Here is a 17,192-nt window from a genome sequence, read left to right on the forward strand (position 1 = left end):
GCGGACCGGGGTTCCTCAGGTGCGGCCCGGCGTCCGTCAGGAGTGCCCCAGCGCCGATCCGTAGCCGGGGCTGCCCGCCGTGGACACGCCCGTCATCGAGGGGCCGAAGCTGGTCGCGCCGCTGGTGGTGGGGCCGGTCGGCGTGGAGCGCAGGGCCCAGACCGCGCCGTCGCCGACGTTCTCGCCCGGTGCGGCGACGGAGAGGTCGGCTCGGCGGTCGCCGGTGTGGTCCAGCAGGCTGGTCCGGCCGCCGAAGCGGTCGGACTCCTCGGCGGCGCCGGGGACACCCGCCGTGCTCTGGGTGTACGACGTGGCGCCCTCGGTGGTCAGGCCGGCCGCCGAGCCGTACAGGACGGTGACCGAGCCGGTGGTGGCCACCGTGCCGATGGACTCGCCGGAGGCACCGATCGCCAGGTCGGCGTACCTGTCGCCGTTGATGTCGCCGAGGGAGACAGCGGAGCCGAAGGCGTCGCCGGTCTCCGCGGCGCCGGGCACGCCCGCCGTGTCCTGGGTGATGACGAGCGGGGCGCGGTTGGAGTCGTGGCCGCCCGGGCCGCCGTACCAGATGGTGACGCTGCCGCCTGTCGCACCCGCCGGGTCGGCGGACGTCTCGCGGTGGTTGCCGACGGCGACGTCCGCGTAGCCGTCGTGGTCGATGTCGCCGACGGCGGAGACGTAACCGGCGGGCAGGTCCACCAGCCAGTCGTTGAAGTTGCCGATGCTGCCGTCCACCAGGGTCGTGACGGCCTCGTCGGTGCCGTCGAGGCGGCCGTGCACGATCAGCTGCGGGTACCCCCTCCTCATGACGTCTCCGGAGGAGAGGTACTCGATGCCGTACGACGTCGAGAACGGACGGGAGCCGCCGGACAGGGACCCGCCGTTGCCGCCGCCGAAGGAGCCGGTCTTGCGGAACGGGCCGGACACGAAGTTGAGCTCGAACATGCCGGTCGAGCCGGTCGCGACCTCGAGCAGTCCGTCGCCGGTGAAGTCGCCCGCGGCCACGGCCTCGCCGTAGCGGTCGTTCTCGCGGTGGTTGTCGTTGCGCAGCTCACGGCCGCCGGACAGACCGGCCTTCGAGCCCCAGACGATGGCCACCATGCCGTCGTTGGTGTCGGTGCCGACGTCCTCGCCGGGGGTGCCGACCAGCAGGTCGGCATAGCCGTCGCGGTTCAGGTCGGCGGAGGCGAGCGCGGAGCCGAAGGCGTCGTCGGTCTCGGCGGTGCCGGGGATGCCCGCCGTGTTCTGGTTGATCAGCTGGTACGTGGAGCTCTTGAGGCCGGTCGAGCTGCCGTAGACGACGGAGACGGCGCCGGCCTTCGCCTTGCCGCCGACGGTGGCGCCGGGGGCACCGACCGCGAGGTCGGCCCGGCCGTCGCCGTTGAAGTCGAACGGGGCGGCGGGCGCCGCCGCCTGTGCGGCGGGGACGGACAGCGCGAGCGGGGTGAGGGAGGCCGCGAGCAGGACGGCGAGTCGGCGGTACGTCACGCGGTACGTCACTGGGAGATCACCCAGCCGAAGTCCGCTCCGCCCTTGAGGGAGACGCCACGGGCGGTGAAGGACGTGGCGCCGGTGGTGGTGAGGCCGGAGGCGGCGCCGCGCAGGACGGTGACCGCGCCGTAGCTGTTCTCGTATCCGGAGCCCGTGACCAGGTCGGCCTTGCCGTTCTTGTCGAGGTCGACCAGGCGGACCGACACGCCGAAGGCGTCGCCGGTCTCGTTGCCGCCGGGCACGCCCGCGGTGTTCTGCGTGTACGACTTCGCGCCCGAGCCCTTCAGCCCGGTGGCCGAGCCGAACAGGATCGTGACGGAACCCGAGTCCTTGGCCGTGCCGTTGTCCTCGCCCGAGGCACCTACCGCGACGTCGGCGAACTTGTCGCCGTTGACGTCGCCGACGCTCACCGCCGAGCCGAAGCGGTCCTCCACCTCTCCCGCGCCGGGCACACCGGCCGTGTCCTGGTGGATGACGGTCGGCTTCTGCGCCGGGTCGGGGCCGTTCGGGCCGCCGTACCAGACGCTGATCTGGCCGCCCTTGTGGCCGCCGGGCTTGTCGCCGCGCGGGTCCTCGTAGTCACCGAGGACGAGGTCGCCGTAGCCGTCGCCGTTGATGTCGCCGACCGAGCCCAGGGAGCCGTCGGCCTTCGGCAGCATGGTCTGGGCGTAGTCCGACTCGGGGTGGGTCTCCCCACCCGCGGGGTCGTAGCCGAGGTAGCCGATGACGCCGCCGTGGTCGCTGCTGACGCTGTACGGGTAGATGCGCTCTGCCGCCTTGTCGCCGTTGAGGTCGCCGGCGATCACGTCGTACGTCGAGCCGACCTCGTAGACGGAGGTCTGGCTCGTGGGCGTGCCCGTACGGGCGAAGGGGCCCTTGTACAGGCCGGTGTAGCTCTGGCCGGTGACGGTGACGTCCGTCTTGCCGTCGCCGTCGAAGTCACCGGTCGCGAGGCCGGAGCCGTAGCCGCCCCACTCGGCGAGCCGGGACGACGGCGCGGGCAGGGAGGAGCCGCCGGAGAGGCCGGACTTGCCGCCCCAGATGACGGTGGCCGAGCCGACGCCGTCCCGGTCGCCGATGCTCTCGTACTGGGAGCCGACGACCAGGTCGGCGTAGCCGTCGGCGTTCAGGTCGCCGGCGGCGATGCTGCTGCCGAAACGGTCGCCGTACTCGGCCGTGCCCGGGACGCCGGTGGAGTTCTGGGTGATCACGGTCTTCCTGGCGGCGGAGACCCCGGACGACGAGCCGTACAGCACGACGACGGCACCCGCGCCCTGAACCGAGCCGACGTCGGCGCTCATGGCGCCGATGGCGACGTCCCGGTAGCCGTCACCGTTGAAGTCCCCGGCGAGACCGGAGGGTGCGGCGGTGGCCGTGGTGGCGGGCAGGGCGGTCAGCAGGCCGGTGGCGAGGGTGGTGGCGAGGGTGGTGGCGAGGAGGAGTGTGCGCTTGCGCAAGGCAGTGTCTCCGGAAGAGGGGTGAAGGCGGGCCCGTGACGGCGGGCCCGGCCGGTGCTTAATGCTGCATGGGTGTACGGGTCGGTCGGCGAGGCCGGTCGACCGGGACAGGTACGAGGTCAGTCGGCGAAGTGCGCGGAGAGCGGACCGCACGTCAACGCGGCGGCGGTGGCCGTCGCGAAGGTCGGCCTGAAATGCGTGTGCATGCGAGGTCTCCTGCGGCATGCGGGGGATGCCTGGTGGGCATCCGCAGTCGATGGTGAGCGTCCGTCGGCCGTGTGCGGTTCCGGGAGTCGGCCAGAATGTCACGGGGCGGTCGGCGATCAGGAGACCTTCGCTGGTGCGTAAGGGTTGTATGTGAGTTCGGTACATCATTGAGGCGCCGTCAGCGCAGCTCTGTCAGCTCACAACGAAGACGCCCCGCGCCACAAAGGCACGGGGCGTCTGACGACCGCAGGGGCTACTTCACCGGCTGCGGTTCCGGCTCGTTCTCCGACTCGGAGGTGCCCGCCGGGGGCTCGTCCGAGTCGGAGACAGGGGTCTTGACGGACTGCAGGAGCAGCTGGGCGACGTCGACGACCTGGATGGACTCCTTGGCCTTGCCGTCGTTCTTCTTGCCGTTCACGGAGTCCGTGAGCATGACGAGGCAGAACGGGCAGGCGGTGGAGACGATGTCGGGGTTCAGCGACAGCGCCTCATCAACACGCTCGTTGTTGATGCGCTTGCCGATCCGCTCCTCCATCCACATCCGCGCGCCACCGGCGCCACAGCAGAAGCCGCGCTCCTTGTGGCGGTGCATCTCCTCGTTGCGCAGGCCCGGGACGCCCGCGATGATCTCGCGCGGCGGCGTGTAGATCTTGTTGTGGCGGCCCAGGTAGCAGGGGTCGTGGTACGTGATGATGCCCTCGACCGGGGTGACCGGGATCAGCTTGCCCTCGTCCACCAGGTGCTGGAGCAGCTGGGTGTGGTGGATGACCTCGTAGTCGCCGCCGAGCTGCGGGTACTCGTTGCCGATCGTGTTGAGGCAGTGCGGGCAGGTGGCGACGATCTTCTTCGCGGACTTCGGCTTCCTCGACTCCGCGGTGACGTTGCCCTCGTCGTCCATCTCCTCGCCGAAGGCCATGTTCAGCGCGGCGACGTTCTCCATGCCGAGCTCCTGGAAGAGGGGCTCGTTGCCCAGCCTCCGCGCCGAGTCACCCGTGCACTTCTCGTCGCCGCCCATGATCGCGAACTTGACGCCCGCCATGTGGAGGAGCTCCGCGAAGGCCTTGGTGGTCTTCTTGGCGCGGTCCTCCAGGGCGCCGGCGCAGCCGACCCAGTACAGGTACTCGACCTCGGACAGGTCCTCGATGTCCTTGCCGACGACCGGCACCTCGAAGTCGACTTCCTTGAGCCACTCCAGGCGCTGCTTCTTGGCGAGGCCCCAGGGGTTGCCCTTCTTCTCCAGGTTCTTGAGCATGGTGCCCGCCTCGGACGGGAACGCGCTCTCGATCATCACCTGGTAGCGGCGCATGTCGACGATGTGGTCGACGTGCTCGATGTCGACCGGGCACTGCTCGACGCAGGCGCCGCAGGTGGTGCAGGACCACAGGACGTCGGGGTCGATGACGCCGTTCTCCTCGGCGGTGCCGATGAGGGGCCGCTCGGCCTCCGCAAGCGCGGCGGCGGGGACATCCTTGAGCTGCTCCTCGGACGCCTTCTCCTCGCCCTCCATGGTCTTGCCGCCACCCGCGAGCAGGTAGGGCGCCTTGGCGTGCGCGTGGTCCCGCAGGGACATGATCAGCAGCTTGGGGGAGAGCGGCTTGCCGGTGTTCCAGGCGGGGCACTGCGACTGGCAGCGCCCGCACTCGGTGCAGGTGGAGAAGTCGAGCAGGCCCTTCCAGGAGTACTGCTCGACCTGGGAGACGCCGAAGACGTCGTCGTCGCCCGGGTCGGTGAAGTCGATCGGCTCGCCGCCGGAGGTCATCGGCTGGAGCGCGCCGAGGGCGGTTCCGCCCTTCGCCTCGCGCTTGAACCAGATGTTCGGGAAGGCGAGGAAGCGGTGCCAGGCCACGCCCATGTTGGTGTTGAGCGAGACCGTGATCATCCAGATCATGGTCGTGCCCAGCTTGATCATCGCGGCGAGGTAGACCAGGTTCTGCAGGGTGGCCACGCTCAGGCCCTTGAAGGCCAGGATCAGCGGGTACGAGGCGAAGTACGCGGCCTCGTAGTGGTCCACGTGGTGCAGCGCGCCCTCGAGGCCGCGCAGCACGTAGATGGCGAGGCCGATGGTGAGGATGACGTACTCGACGAAGTAGGCCTGGCCCATCTTCGAACCGGCGAACCGAGACTTGCGGCCGGGCCGCGAGGGCAGGTTCAGCAGGCGGATGACCATCAGTGTGGCGATGCCGAGGGTCGTCATCGCGGCGATGAACTCGATGTAGAGCTCGTACGGCAGGAAGCCGCCGATCACCGGGAGCGTCCAGTCGGCCTCGAAGAGCTGGCCGTAGGCGGTGATGATGGTCGGCGGCAGCGTCAGGAAGCCGATGGCCACGAACCAGTGGGCGAAGCCCACGATGCCCCAGCGGTTCATCCGCGTGTGGCCGAGGAACTCCCGCACCAGCGTCACACTGCGCGAGTAGGGGTCGTCGGTCCGGCTGCCGGCGGGCACGGGCTGGCCCAGTTTGAAGTACCGGACGAACTGGCCGATGGCGCGTGCGAGCAGCGCAACGCCGACCACGGTCAGCACCAGCGACACGATGATCGCGGCGAGTTGCATTTGGGGGCTCCTCGGGCCTGCGAGGGGATTTTTCGAGGGATCTTCACGACGGGTGTTCCGAGGGAGTCCCTCGACATTACTAAGCGGTAACTTACCCAGTCGGTTTGAGACTACCCCCATCTTCCGTCGCACTGTAGTCAGCCACTCGGTGATCTGCGTCGCTGAGGGTTGCCTTAAAGAACCAGGGCGATCCGATCGTGTTATTCATACCAAATTGGTACATTCACCCCTAACTTAGATCCGTGCTCTATGGGATCGCCGCCGCCACCGCCGCCCTGCTCCTCGCCGCCCTGCTCACCGCGCTGCTCCGGGCCCCGGCCCGGCGGCTCGGGATCGTCGACCGGCGGCGGCAGCGGGCCGTTCCGTTGTGCGGCGGGATCGCCGTCGCGCTCGCCACCTGTCTGGTCGCGGCGGCAGGCGGGTGGACCGGGTTCGCACCGCTGGACGGCGGGATGCGCGCGCTGCTCGTGGCCGGGGCCGCGGTCGCCGTGCTCGGTCTGGTCGCCGACGTGCGGCGGGTCAAGGCCCGGCTCCTCGTGGGCGGTACGGCCCTGGCGGCGGTCTGGGTGGTGCCGTACGCCGAACTCGGGCTCGGTGGCGGGGCGTTGGCGGTCGGCTGGATCGTGTTCGTCGCCGTCGGCTTCAAGGCGCTCGATCACGCGGACGCGCTGGCCGGGACCGTGGCCGTGGTGACCGCCTTCGGGGTGGGGGCCATGGCGGCGGCCGAGATGATGGACGGGCCGGCCGCGCTGCTGAGCGTGCTGGCCGCCGCGCTGACCGGGTTCCTGATGCACAACCGTCCTCCCGCGCGCGCGGGACTCGGTTCCTGCGGGGCGCTGTTCGCGGGGTTCGTGCTCGCGTCGGCGGCCGTGATCACCCGCGCCGGGCGCGAGCCGGCGTCCAGCGCGGGGGTGTTGTTCGCGCTGACGGCGGTCGCGTGCGCCGATGTGGCCCTCGTGCTGCTCTCGCGCCGACTGGCCGGGCGGCCCCTGCTGCGCAGCGGTCCGGACCACCTCGCGCACCGGCTGCGACGGCTCGGGCTCACCTCCGGCGGGGCCGCGGTGGTGCTCGGTGTGGGGTCGTGTTCCGGGGTACTCGTCGCGGTTCTCGCGCATCTGGGGTGGATCGCCGGGTCGGGGGTGTACTGGGTGGCTGGGGGCGCCCTGGTCGTCGTGCTGGGACTCCTTCGAGTACGTCCTTACGGGCCGCGCCGCGCGGAGAATACGCAGGTCAGAGCCCAGTTGCGTGTAAGGAACGGATAAGAGTTGAGTCTGCCCGACTCAGGTCTGTTGACCGCAGGCTGGACGTCGTGCACACTTGAGCCCGTTCCACTCAAGTCAGCTGGAGGAAGATCACCATGGCACGTGCGGTCGGCATCGACCTGGGCACGACTAACTCCGTCGTCAGCGTTCTGGAGGGCGGCGAGCCCACCGTCATCACCAACGCCGAGGGTGCCAGGACCACGCCGTCCGTCGTCGCCTTCGCGAAGAACGGTGAGGTGCTCGTCGGCGAGGTCGCCAAGCGCCAGGCGGTCACGAACGTGGACCGGACCATCCGTTCCGTGAAGCGACACATGGGCACGGACTGGAACATCGAGCTCGACGGGAAGCCTTTCAACCCGCAGCAGATCTCGGCGTTCATCCTGCAGAAGCTGAAGCGGGACGCCGAGTCCTACCTCGGTGAGAAGGTCACGGACGCGGTCATCACCGTCCCGGCGTACTTCAACGACTCCGAGCGTCAGGCGACGAAGGAAGCCGGCGAGATCGCCGGTCTCAACGTCCTGCGTATCGTCAACGAGCCCACCGCGGCCGCGCTGGCGTACGGCCTGGACAAGGAAGAGCAGACGATCCTCGTCTTCGACCTCGGTGGTGGCACCTTCGACGTGTCGCTGCTCGACATCGACGAGGGCCTCGTCGAGGTGAAGGCCACCAACGGTGACAACCACCTCGGCGGCGACGACTGGGACCAGCGGGTCGTCGACTACCTGGTCCAGCAGTTCAAGTCCGGCCACGGCGTGGACCTGGCCAAGGACAAGATGGCCCTCCAGCGTCTGCGTGAGGCGGCGGAGAAGGCCAAGATCGAGCTGTCCTCGTCCACCGAGACCTCGATCAACCTGCCCTACATCACCGCGTCCGCCGAGGGCCCGCTGCACCTGGACGAGAAGCTCACCCGGGCTCAGTTCCAGCAGCTGACGGCCGACCTGCTGGAGCGCTGCAAGACGCCGTTCCACAACGTCATCAAGGACGCCGGCATCTCCATCAACGAGATCGACCACGTCGTCCTCGTCGGTGGCTCCACCCGTATGCCCGCCGTCGCGGAGCTCGTCAAGGAGCTGACCGCCGGCAAGGAGGCCAACAAGGGCGTCAACCCGGACGAGGTCGTCGCCATCGGCGCCGCCCTCCAGGCCGGTGTCCTCAAGGGTGAGGTCAAGGACGTCCTGCTCCTCGACGTGACCCCGCTGTCCCTGGGTATCGAGACCAAGGGCGGCATCATGACCAAGCTCATCGACCGGAACACCACGATTCCGACCGAGCGCTCCGAGATCTTCACGACGGCCGAGGACAACCAGCCGTCCGTGCAGATCCAGGTCTACCAGGGCGAGCGCGAGATCGCGGCGTACAACAAGAAGCTCGGGATGTTCGAGCTCACCGGTCTGCCGCCGGCGCCGCGTGGCGTCCCGCAGATCCAGGTGGCCTTCGACATCGACGCCAACGGCATCATGCACGTGACCGCGAAGGACCTCGGCACGGGCAAGGAGCAGAAGATGACCGTCACCGGCGGCTCCTCGCTGCCGAAGGACGAGGTCGACCGGATGCGCCAGGAGGCCGAGCAGTACGCGGAGGAGGACCACCGCCGTCGCGAGGCCGCCGAGACCCGCAACCAGGGCGAGCAGCTCGTCTACCAGACCGAGAAGTTCCTCAAGGACAACGAGGACAAGGTCCCGGGCGAGATCAAGACCGAGGTCGAGGAAGCGGTCGGCGAGCTGAAGGAAGCGCTCAAGAACGAGTCCGCCGAAGGCGACAACACCGCCGAGATCCGTACCGCCACCGAGAAGGTCGCGGCCGTCTCGCAGAAGCTCGGCCAGGCCATGTACGCCGACGCCCAGGCCGGTCAGGCCGCGGGCGGTGCCTCCGAGGGTGCCGCCGACGGTGACGCGAAGGCCGACGACGACGTCGTGGACGCCGAGATCGTGGACGACGAGCGCAAGGACGGTGCCGCGTGACGGAGGAGACCCCGGGCTTCGACGAGAAGCCTGACGTCCCTTCCGGCGCCACCCCCGACGACGCCGAGCCGCAGGCCGCCGCCCCCTCCTCGGGGGAGGCGGCGGCCCCGGCCGGGGACGCATCAGCACAGATCGCAGGCCTGACGGCCCAGCTGGACCAGGTACGCACGGCGCTCGACGAGCGCACCGGCGACCTCCAGCGGCTCCAGGCCGAGTTCCAGAACTACCGCCGCCGGGTCGAGCGGGACCGGATCACGGTCAAGGAGATCGCCATCGCGAACCTCCTGACCGAGCTTCTGCCCGTGCTCGACGACATCGGCCGCGCGCGGGACCACGGGGAGCTCCTCGGCGGATTCAAGTCCGTCGCCGAGTCGCTGGAGTCCGTCGCGGCCAAGATGGGCCTTCAGCAGTTCGGCAAGGAGGGCGAGCCCTTCGACCCGACGATCCACGAGGCCCTGATGCACAGCTACGCGCCGGACGTCACCGAGACGACGTGCGTGGCGATTCTCCAGCCCGGGTACCGATTCGGCGAACGCACCATCCGTCCCGCGCGGGTGGCCGTGGCCGAACCTCAGCCGGGAGCGCAGACCGTCAAGGCGGAGGACTCCGCGGAGACGGCCGACGACAAGGAGAGCGGTGGCCCGGACGAGGGCTGAGCTTGAACCGAGAAGGACAAGAAGGAAGGAGGGACGTCGAGGATGAGCACCAAGGACTTCATCGAGAAGGACTACTACAAGGTTCTCGGCGTCCCCAAGGACGCCACCGAGGCCGAGATCAAGAAGGCCTACCGGAAGCTCGCCCGCGAGTACCACCCGGACGCCAACAAGGGGAACCTCAAGGCCGAGGAGCGCTTCAAGGAGATCTCCGAGGCGAATGACATCCTCGGCGACCCGAAGAAGCGCAAGGAGTACGACGAGGCGCGGGCCCTGTTCGGAAGCGGCGGCTTCCGGCCGGGTCCGGCCGGCGGCGGCTCGTTCAACTTCGACCTGGGTGACCTCTTCGGAGGCGGACCCCAGGGCGGGGGAAACGCCGGCGGTTTCGGCGGCGGGATCGGTGACGTCTTCGGGGGCCTGTTCAACCGGGGCGGCGCGGGCACGGGGACGCGTACGCAGCCCCGGCGCGGCCAGGACATCGACACCGAGGTCAGCCTCAGCTTCACCGAGGCGATCGAGGGTGCGACCGTCCCGCTGCGGATGTCCTCGCAGCAGCCCTGCAAGGCGTGCTCCGGCACCGGCGACAAGAACGGCAACCCGCGGGTGTGCCCGACCTGCGTCGGGACCGGGCAGGTCGCGAGGGGTTCGGGCGGCGGTTTCTCACTGACGGACCCCTGCCCGGACTGCAAGGGCCGCGGACTGATCTCCGAGGACCCCTGCGAGATCTGCCACGGCAGCGGACGGGCCAAGTCGTCGCGGACCATGCAGGTCCGCATCCCCGCCGGGGTCTCCGACGGCCAGCGCATCCGCCTGCGCGCCAAGGGAGCACCCGGCGAACGGGGCGGCCCGTCGGGCGACCTGTACGTCACCGTGCATGTCGACGTCCACCCGGTCTTCGGCCGCAAAGGCGACAACCTCACCGTGACCGTCCCGGTCACGTTCGCGGAGGCGGCCCTCGGCGGCGAGGTCAGGGTGCCCACCCTGGGCGGCCCGCCGGTGACGCTGAAGCTGCCGCCGGGCACGCCCAACGGCCGCACCATGCGCGCCCGCGGCAAGGGCGCGGTCCGTAAGGACGGCACCCGCGGCGATCTGTTGGTCACCGTCGAGGTGAGTGTCCCGAGGGACGTGACGGGGAAGGCTCGTGACGCGCTGGAGGCGTATCGCGAGGCGACCGCGGGTGAGGACCCGCGGGCGGAGCTGTTCCAGGCCGCGAAGGGAGCATGAGTGGGATGGACGGTCGTCGACGCAACCCGTATGAACTGACCGAGGAAACCCCGGTCTACGTCATCTCGGTGGCGGCCCAGCTCTCCGGCCTGCACCCGCAGACCCTTCGCCAGTACGACCGTCTCGGCCTGGTCTCCCCGGACCGCACCCCCGGCCGGGGCCGGCGCTACTCGGCCCGCGACATCGAACTGCTGCGTACCGTCCAGCAGTTGTCGCAGGACGAGGGCATCAACCTGGCCGGCATCAAGCGCATCATCGAGCTGGAGAACCAGGTCGTCGCCCTCCAGTCCCGCCTCGCGGAAATGCAGGCGGCCCTGGACGGCGCGGCGGCCGCGATGCAGCAGCGCGAGGCGGCGGTGCACGCGTCGTACCGCCGCGACCTGGTCCCGTACCAGGAGGTGCAGCAGACCAGCGCGCTGGTGGTGTGGCGGCCGAAGCGACAGCAGACGTCCGACTGACGTCGCGTCAACTGACCTGAGGGGTCCGGAGGTTCACCTGAACCTCCGGACCCCTCAGTCGTCGCCCTTGAGGCTGCGCAGGAGAGCGGCGAGGCTGCCGGGGGCGGCGGTCAGGATGACGTGGGGGGTGTCGCTCTCACGGAGGCGGATCGTTCCGTCGGGGGTGGGGGCGAGGTAGAGGCAGTTGCCTTCGGGGCCGCCGCTGTACGACGACTTCTGCCAGTGCAACTCAGGCATTCGCGCCTCCTCAGGCGGTGTAGAGCACATGCTGGACAAGGGTCAGCGAGTCCTTCACCGAGTGTGCTTCGGGGGCCAACGATACGTCGATGGGTGCGAGGGCGTTTTCGGCGATGCGGTCGAACAAGGAGTCGTACTCCGCAAGCTGGCGCTGCCCCACCAAGTAGTGGGAGCCCAGGAGTTGTTCGACCACGACCGTGCCCAACCTCGGGTTGGCGGGGATGACGTGCGTGAAATTGCCGGTGAGTGCGGCGTGTGCCTGGGCCGTGAACGGATAGATCTGGATGGTCACGTTCGGCAGTCGCGCCAACTCGATCAGACGCAGCAACTGCTCCCGAACGACCTTGGTGTCGCCGAACCGCATGTGCAACGCGGACTCGTGGATGATGGCGTGCACGGACGGCGCGTTGTCGCGCGTCAGGATGTGCTGACGCTCCATGCGGAACCTCAACCCCTCCTCGATGTTCGCGAAGCCCAGGTCGGGGCTCGTGAAGATGGAGCGCGTGTAGTCCTCGGTCTGGAAAAGCCCCGGGATGAACAGTGGCTCGTGCGTCCTGATGGCCACGGCCTCTGATTCGAGCTCGGCCAGATTCAGCGAGTCGGGCCCCATGTGTTTCCTGTACGCACTCCACCAGCCCTTGCCACTGGACTCGGACATGGTGACCAGCGCCTCGACGTAGGGCTCCTCTGAGCAACCGTAGACGCGGCAGAGGTCGAGCAGTCGTTCAGTGAGGACTGAGGTCCGGCCGGCCTCGATGTGCCCCAGCTGTCCGCGCGTCATGCCGATCCGCTCGGCGGCTTCACTGGTGGTCAACCCAGCCTGTTCGCGCAGATGTTTGAGCTCGAAGCCGAGTCGCCGCTGCCGTTCGCTGATAGTGGTGCGCAGTCCCACGGGTTCTCCTTGGTGGTCGACTCAAAGTCTGCCCCTTTGGTGGATGTTGGTCCACCGGATCCCGCGAATAGGTTGCTCGCGAGAACCCTTAATCGCTACCTTCAGTGCTGGGTCAGTCACACACTGAAACCAGTCAACCTCCCCTGCCCGTAAGCCGACAGAGCACCCGCACGCGGGCGACGTCATCGCCGGGCAACGGGAACCACGCCACTCACCTGGAGCCGACACCCATGAACCCGTCCCGCCGCGCAGCCCACCGCCCCGCTCAACTCACCCACGAATACAGCCTGTTCGCACCCGGCGACGCCACCTCACCGCGCGTCTGCCGGGATTTCGTACGCGCCGTCCTCTTCACCCACGACCGGGAGCACCTCGTCATGCCCGCCGCACTGTGCACCTCGGAACTCGTCACCCACGTCCACCTGCACACCAAGGGCACCGCCATGCTCCGCATCCGGCTCACCGCGGGCAGACTCCGAGTCAGCGTGTTCGACGAGAGTCCGGACCCGCCCGTGGTCACGTATCCCGCCGCCTGGGCTGTCGCCTGCTGGGGGAGGGGGCTCGCGCTGGTCGAGGAGATGGCGGACGGGTGGGGCGTCGCCGACGAGAGAACGGGGCGGTATGCGAAGGGAGTCTGGTTCGAGTTGGGCGGGAACAGCGGATCGTTCCGGCTTCGCTCGAACGGGTGAACCAGGGATATCTCCTGGTTCTTGCGAGGAGGCCCCGGCGTTCACGCCGGGGAGGAATCGCATCCGGGTGTCGCGACGCGCGGCGTCGCCGCATCCGGTTGAGGGCGCGGGGCGCCGGTACCGCTCTCGGTATCGACGAGGTGATGCGAACGCGTGTACCAGTGATCGCTGGTCGGGGTGGTGGCCGTGGGATCGGGGGACATGTGTGCGGCTGTCGTACGTATGGTCCTTCAGGGGTATCGGGTCGGTATGTCGTCCCGGCCGGGGATGTGAGGGGGCGGGATGGCAGGCGTGGGGGTGGTGGCGGAGGGTGGGCATGCCCGGTACACCTTCCGGCTGCGGGTGTCGTCCACCGCTCGCACTGCCCTGGTGGCGGAGTGGGACCGGTGTCGGTGGGTGTGGAACGAATGTGTCGCCAAGTCCAAAGCCGTGCACCGGCACAACAAGGCGACCGGACAGAAGGCGACGTGTGGTCCGGCGCAGTTGGACAGGATGCTGACCGAGGCCCGGAAGGCGACGCCGTGGCTGTGTGAGGGCTCGTCGGTTGTCCAGCAGCAGGTCATCCGTGACTTCGGCCGCTCCCGTGGCAAGGCGCACAAGGACATCCGCGAGCGGTTGCCCATGGCGCGCCGGGCGGGGATGCCGAAGTGGAAGACCAAGCGCGAGGCACTGCCGACCCTCAACTACACGCAGCGCGGGTTCCGGCTGCGGGGCGGACGGCTGCACCTGGCCGGGGGCGTCGTGGTGAGGGTGGTGTGGTCGCGGGACCTGCCGTCCGAGCCGTCCTCGGTGCGCCTGTACCAGGACAGCCTCGGGCACTGGTACGCCTCGTTCGTCGTGCCCGCGCAGGTCCAGCCGCTGCCTGAGACCGGTCGGGTGCTCGGTGTCGACTGGGGTGTGAGGGAGACCGCGACCACCACGTCCGACGCGTACGACCTGCCGCACGCCGAGCACGGCAAAAAGGCCCAGGCCAAGCTGACCCGGTACGACCGGATGATGGCCCGCCGAAAGCCGAAGAAGGGACAACCGGCATCCAAGGGCTACCGCGAGGCGAAGAAGCTGCGGGCGAAGGCGTACAAGAAGGTTGCCAGGCAGCGTGCGGACACCGGCCGGAAGTGGGCCAAAAAGGTCGTCCGCGACCACGACGCCATCGCGGTCGAGAACTTCCGCCCGAAGTTCCTGGCCAGGACCACCATGGCCCGCAAGGCCGCTGACGCCGCCATCGGCGCCACCAAGGCCGCTTTGCTGGAGATGGGCCGCAAGCACGGGCGGGACATCCGCCTGGTCCACCCCGCGCACACCACGATGGACTGCGCGCACTGCGATGCGAGAGCCAAGCATCGCCTGCCGCTGGGTGAGCGCACCTACACCTGCACTGTGTGCGGAACGGTGTCCCCACGGGACAAGAACTCCGCACGCGTGATGCTCGTCCGGGCTGGTCTCAACCCGGCTGGTGCTGATGGCGGAAGACCTCCTGGAGCGCTGCTCCAGGAGGCTGCCTGAGCCAGGAATCCCCTTCCTCCAGGGAGGGGAGGATTCAACTGGTCAGCCGTAATGCCGTACCTACCGTGATCTCGCACATGAGAGGACGAGACCATGTCCCAGGCGCAGGCTGCGTTCTTGAACCGACCCGACCTGGACGAGGTCCTGTGGCAGGCATGGAAGGCCATGGACGTCCCCGAGGGCTACCGCGCCGAGATCGTCGAGGGGGCCATCGAGGTGTGGCCCACCGGCTGTTTTCGACATGCCCAGGTGGCCAACCGCTTTTGGGGCGCCCTGGGGACCTTCCTGGAGGACAGTGAGTTCGGCGTCTGGAGCGTCACCAACGTGATCCACAAGCGCCAGGCATGGATCCCGGACGCCTTCCTGACCCTGAAGGACGCGGAACCATGCAGCGACGAGGAAGACATGGGGGTCAGGGCCGGCTCCGTGCACCTCGTTCTCGAAGTCGTCTCCCCCGGCACGGCCAACCAAGACCGCGACCGCATCCGCAAGCGCCGCGAATACGCCCGCGCAGGGATCCCCGTGTACGTCCTCATCGACGACCACGACGGCCAAGGCGCCGTCACCCTCTTCACTGAGCCCCGCCCCGAGAAGGCCGACTGGGACGACATCCACCGCGTCCCCTACGGCACCGACGTCACCATCTCCGAAGGCCCCGCCAAGGGCTTCGTGATCGGCGAGGCGATCACGGGTCCGAAGCGGGGCTGACGGTCGGGCGGATGGTCCTGGTGGGTCGGGTCAGTTCGTCGGCGCGGTGACTGCCCAGTCACCCGCGGGGAGGGACTCGGTGCCGTCGGCGGTCAGCGCGGTCACCCAGTAGTAGGACGTGGTGCCGAGGCGGGCGCCGATGTCGACGTACTCGGAGTCACCGGCACCGAGGTCGGCGATCTTCGCGTACGAGGATGTGGCGGGGTTCCACCGGTAGACGCGATAGCCGCCCGCGGCCTGCGGAGAGTCGTCCCCGAGCCCGGACCACGTGAGGCGGTTGCCCTCGTCGCGCTCGGCTCCGGTCGCCGTGAGGCGGAGCGGCGAGCCCTCGGGCGTCGGCACGCTCGGCGTCATGTCGAGCTCGGTGACGGACACGGCCTCGGTCGGACCGTTCCACTTGATGGCGGAGTTTCCCTCGTCGTCCACGGCGTCGACGAAGAAGCAGACCTGGTCGCCGTCCGGGAGCGTGGTGTACGCGTAGGACGTGTCGTCGGGAGAGACGTATTCCACCAGGCTGCTGTAGCAGACCTGTTCGCCCTCGTCGCCCGCCAACTCGCCCCAGTGGACCGTGTAGTGCCGCAGATCCCGGGCCGGGTTCTTGTCCCAGTTCAGCTGGAAGCCGTACTCGGTCGGGGTGACGCTCAGCCCGGTGACGAGCGGCGGCGGATCGTTGTCCCGGATCTTGCCCATCAGGGGCTCGGACCGGGCGGACTCGTTGCCCGCCGCGTCGACGGCTGTGACGCGGTAGTAGTAGACGGTCCCCGCGACGGCCGAGGCGTCCAGGTACGAAAGCTGGTCCGTGCTGCCGAGCACGGTGTACGTGCCACCCTTGCTCGCCGCCCGGTGGACGCGGTACGACACCGCGTCCTCGACCTTCTTCCAGTCCACCTCCAGCCCACCCGTACCGCCTGTCGGGGTCACCTCACCCGTCGCGTGCACGATGGTGGGAGTGGCGGGCGCGACCAGGTCGGCGGTGGTCACACCCTGGTCGGCCGTGCCCGACGACTCGTTGCCGGCCTTGTCGTAGGCGCGGACCTCGTAGTAGTAGGTCGCGCCCGACTTGGGGAGGGTGGTGTCCGTGTACGACGTGGAGGTGGTCGTCGTCGCGAGCGGAGTTGCGCCGAACGGGGTGCCCTTCAGACGCCGGTAGAGGCGGTACCCGGCGAGGTCCATCTCCTTGTTCTTGGACCAGGTGAGCTTCGCTTTGCCTGTGGCCTTTTCATACGTCGCCGAGGTGCCGGTCGGGGCGAGCGGGGCGACCTTGTCGACGGTGGCGGAGGTGCGGGGCGTGTAGGCGAACTTGACGTTGGCGGATCCGGTCCAGTTGACGTAGTCGACGCGCAGCGTGTGCTTGCCGGAGGGGATGGTGACGTTGACCGTCTTCTTCACGGTCGTCGACACGTTCTTCCACAGGTCGACCTTGCGGGCACCGTCGAGGTAGACGCGGATACCGTCCTGAGCCGCGGCCGAGAAGGCGAACGGTCCTCCGGAGCCGAAGTCGCGGGTCACGCTCCAGCGGACGCCGAAGTTGTTCGAGGGAAGGCCGGAGGCGGGGGCGCCGGTGCCCCAGTTCTGGTCGACTGCGCTGTCGCAGTCCGTCTTCCTCGGTGTGCCGGAGAAGCTGGTGTTCGCGAAGAACTGCCGTTTGAAGACCGGCGAGGCGCAGGTCGTGGCGGCGGTGGCGGGCGTGGCGACGGCGGTGAGCAGGCCGCCCGCGGTGGCGAGCACGACGGCCGCCGACGTCGCGGGGGTCGCGCGTCTGACTAAGTTGATCCGGTCCTTCAGTCCTGATCAGCAACGGCAGGCAGAGCCGTCGATGATCAGGACCGACCAGGCCGGGGATTGGTTGTACGCGACTTTTGGGCCCTGGCGGTCACCCCGGACGCCCCATGCCTTCACAAA

General features: G+C 69.0%; 14 protein-coding genes. 8 read left to right on the plus strand and 6 right to left on the minus strand.

Annotated elements, in window-relative coordinates:
- Positions 1–36: 36 nt before the first annotated feature.
- The 3 genes from OHA64_RS25390 to OHA64_RS25400 form a co-directional block, all read right to left on the minus strand.
- On the minus strand, positions 37–1,497 hold the full coding sequence (locus OHA64_RS25390) for a hypothetical protein (RefSeq protein WP_405616819.1): 1,461 nt from the start codon (positions 1,495–1,497) through the stop codon (positions 37–39).
- Positions 1,494–2,945, minus strand: a complete 1,452-nt coding sequence (locus tag OHA64_RS25395) for an FG-GAP-like repeat-containing protein (RefSeq protein WP_405616821.1) — start codon at positions 2,943–2,945, stop codon at positions 1,494–1,496. The genes OHA64_RS25390 and OHA64_RS25395 overlap by 4 nt, the downstream gene beginning before the upstream one ends.
- Positions 2,946–3,405: 460 nt before the next feature.
- On the minus strand, positions 3,406–5,703 hold the full coding sequence (locus tag OHA64_RS25400; protein ID WP_405616823.1) for a heterodisulfide reductase-related iron-sulfur binding cluster: 2,298 nt from the start codon (positions 5,701–5,703) through the stop codon (positions 3,406–3,408).
- Positions 5,704–5,945: 242 nt separating this feature from the next.
- Here OHA64_RS25400 and OHA64_RS25405 point away from each other — a divergent pair, with 242 nt between their 5' ends.
- The 5 genes from OHA64_RS25405 to OHA64_RS25425 all read left to right on the plus strand — a co-directional run bounded on the left by OHA64_RS25405 (position 5,946) and on the right by OHA64_RS25425 (position 11,261).
- Positions 5,946–6,965 carry an MraY family glycosyltransferase gene (locus tag OHA64_RS25405; protein ID WP_405616826.1) on the plus strand — a complete coding sequence of 340 codons (1,020 nt, stop codon included), beginning with the start codon at positions 5,946–5,948 and terminating at the stop codon, positions 6,963–6,965.
- Between the two features lie 95 nt (positions 6,966–7,060).
- The gene (dnaK, locus tag OHA64_RS25410; protein WP_405616828.1) at positions 7,061–8,926 is read left to right on the plus strand and encodes a molecular chaperone DnaK; all 1,866 of its coding nucleotides are present in this window, start codon (positions 7,061–7,063) and stop codon (positions 8,924–8,926) included.
- A complete protein-coding gene (gene grpE / locus OHA64_RS25415) occupies positions 8,923–9,582 on the plus strand; it encodes a nucleotide exchange factor GrpE (protein WP_405616830.1) in 660 nt (219 codons plus the stop codon). The genes dnaK and grpE overlap by 4 nt, the downstream gene beginning before the upstream one ends.
- Before the next feature lie 42 nt (positions 9,583–9,624).
- Complete coding sequence (dnaJ, locus tag OHA64_RS25420) at positions 9,625–10,803, plus strand: molecular chaperone DnaJ (RefSeq protein ID WP_405616832.1); 1,179 nt, start codon at positions 9,625–9,627, stop codon at positions 10,801–10,803.
- A gap of 5 nt (positions 10,804–10,808) precedes the next feature.
- Positions 10,809–11,261, plus strand: coding sequence for a heat shock protein transcriptional repressor HspR (locus tag OHA64_RS25425; protein ID WP_405616834.1), 453 nt, complete (start codon positions 10,809–10,811; stop codon positions 11,259–11,261).
- A 54-nt stretch (positions 11,262–11,315) separates the two neighbouring features.
- Here OHA64_RS25425 and OHA64_RS25430 read toward each other — a convergent pair whose 3' ends face one another.
- Complete coding sequence (locus OHA64_RS25430; RefSeq protein WP_405616837.1) at positions 11,316–11,498, minus strand: DUF397 domain-containing protein; 183 nt, start codon at positions 11,496–11,498, stop codon at positions 11,316–11,318.
- Positions 11,499–11,508: 10 nt separating this feature from the next.
- Positions 11,509–12,390 carry a helix-turn-helix domain-containing protein gene (locus OHA64_RS25435; RefSeq protein ID WP_405616839.1) on the minus strand — a complete coding sequence of 294 codons (882 nt, stop codon included), beginning with the start codon at positions 12,388–12,390 and terminating at the stop codon, positions 11,509–11,511.
- A 230-nt stretch (positions 12,391–12,620) separates the two neighbouring features.
- Here OHA64_RS25435 and OHA64_RS25440 point away from each other — a divergent pair, with 230 nt between their 5' ends.
- The 3 genes from OHA64_RS25440 (at position 12,621) to OHA64_RS25450 (ending at position 15,290) form a co-directional block, all read left to right on the plus strand.
- Complete coding sequence (locus OHA64_RS25440) at positions 12,621–13,079, plus strand: ATP-binding protein (protein WP_405616841.1); 459 nt, start codon at positions 12,621–12,623, stop codon at positions 13,077–13,079.
- A 282-nt stretch (positions 13,080–13,361) separates the two neighbouring features.
- Positions 13,362–14,582: an RNA-guided endonuclease InsQ/TnpB family protein gene (locus OHA64_RS25445; protein ID WP_405616843.1), complete on the plus strand. Its 1,221-nt coding sequence runs from the start codon at positions 13,362–13,364 to the stop codon at positions 14,580–14,582.
- 117 nt (positions 14,583–14,699) lie between these two features.
- On the plus strand, positions 14,700–15,290 hold the full coding sequence (locus tag OHA64_RS25450) for a Uma2 family endonuclease (RefSeq protein ID WP_405616845.1): 591 nt from the start codon (positions 14,700–14,702) through the stop codon (positions 15,288–15,290).
- A 30-nt stretch (positions 15,291–15,320) separates the two neighbouring features.
- On the opposite strand, the gene OHA64_RS25455 is transcribed toward OHA64_RS25450, so the two are convergent.
- Positions 15,321–17,018 carry a fibronectin type III domain-containing protein gene (locus OHA64_RS25455; RefSeq protein WP_405616846.1) on the minus strand — a complete coding sequence of 566 codons (1,698 nt, stop codon included), beginning with the start codon at positions 17,016–17,018 and terminating at the stop codon, positions 15,321–15,323.
- Between the last annotated feature and the right edge of the window lie 174 nt (positions 17,019–17,192).

It is taken from the genome of Streptomyces sp. NBC_00076 (genome assembly GCF_045041235.1).
Classification (GTDB): Bacteria; Actinomycetota; Actinomycetes; order Streptomycetales; family Streptomycetaceae; genus Streptomyces.

Coding starts and splice junctions, on each gene's coding strand:
- OHA64_RS25400 (WP_405616823.1), bottom strand. CDS start 5,703: ATGCAACTCGCCGCGATCATCGTGTCGCTGGTGCTGACCGTGGTCGGC.
- dnaK (WP_405616828.1), top strand. CDS start 7,061: ATGGCACGTGCGGTCGGCATCGACCTGGGCACGACTAACTCCGTCGTC.
- dnaJ (WP_405616832.1), top strand. CDS start 9,625: ATGAGCACCAAGGACTTCATCGAGAAGGACTACTACAAGGTTCTCGGC.
- OHA64_RS25425 (WP_405616834.1), top strand. CDS start 10,809: ATGGACGGTCGTCGACGCAACCCGTATGAACTGACCGAGGAAACCCCG.
- OHA64_RS25430 (WP_405616837.1), bottom strand. CDS start 11,498: ATGCCTGAGTTGCACTGGCAGAAGTCGTCGTACAGCGGCGGCCCCGAA.
- OHA64_RS25440 (WP_405616841.1), top strand. CDS start 12,621: ATGAACCCGTCCCGCCGCGCAGCCCACCGCCCCGCTCAACTCACCCAC.
- OHA64_RS25445 (WP_405616843.1), top strand. CDS start 13,362: ATGGCAGGCGTGGGGGTGGTGGCGGAGGGTGGGCATGCCCGGTACACC.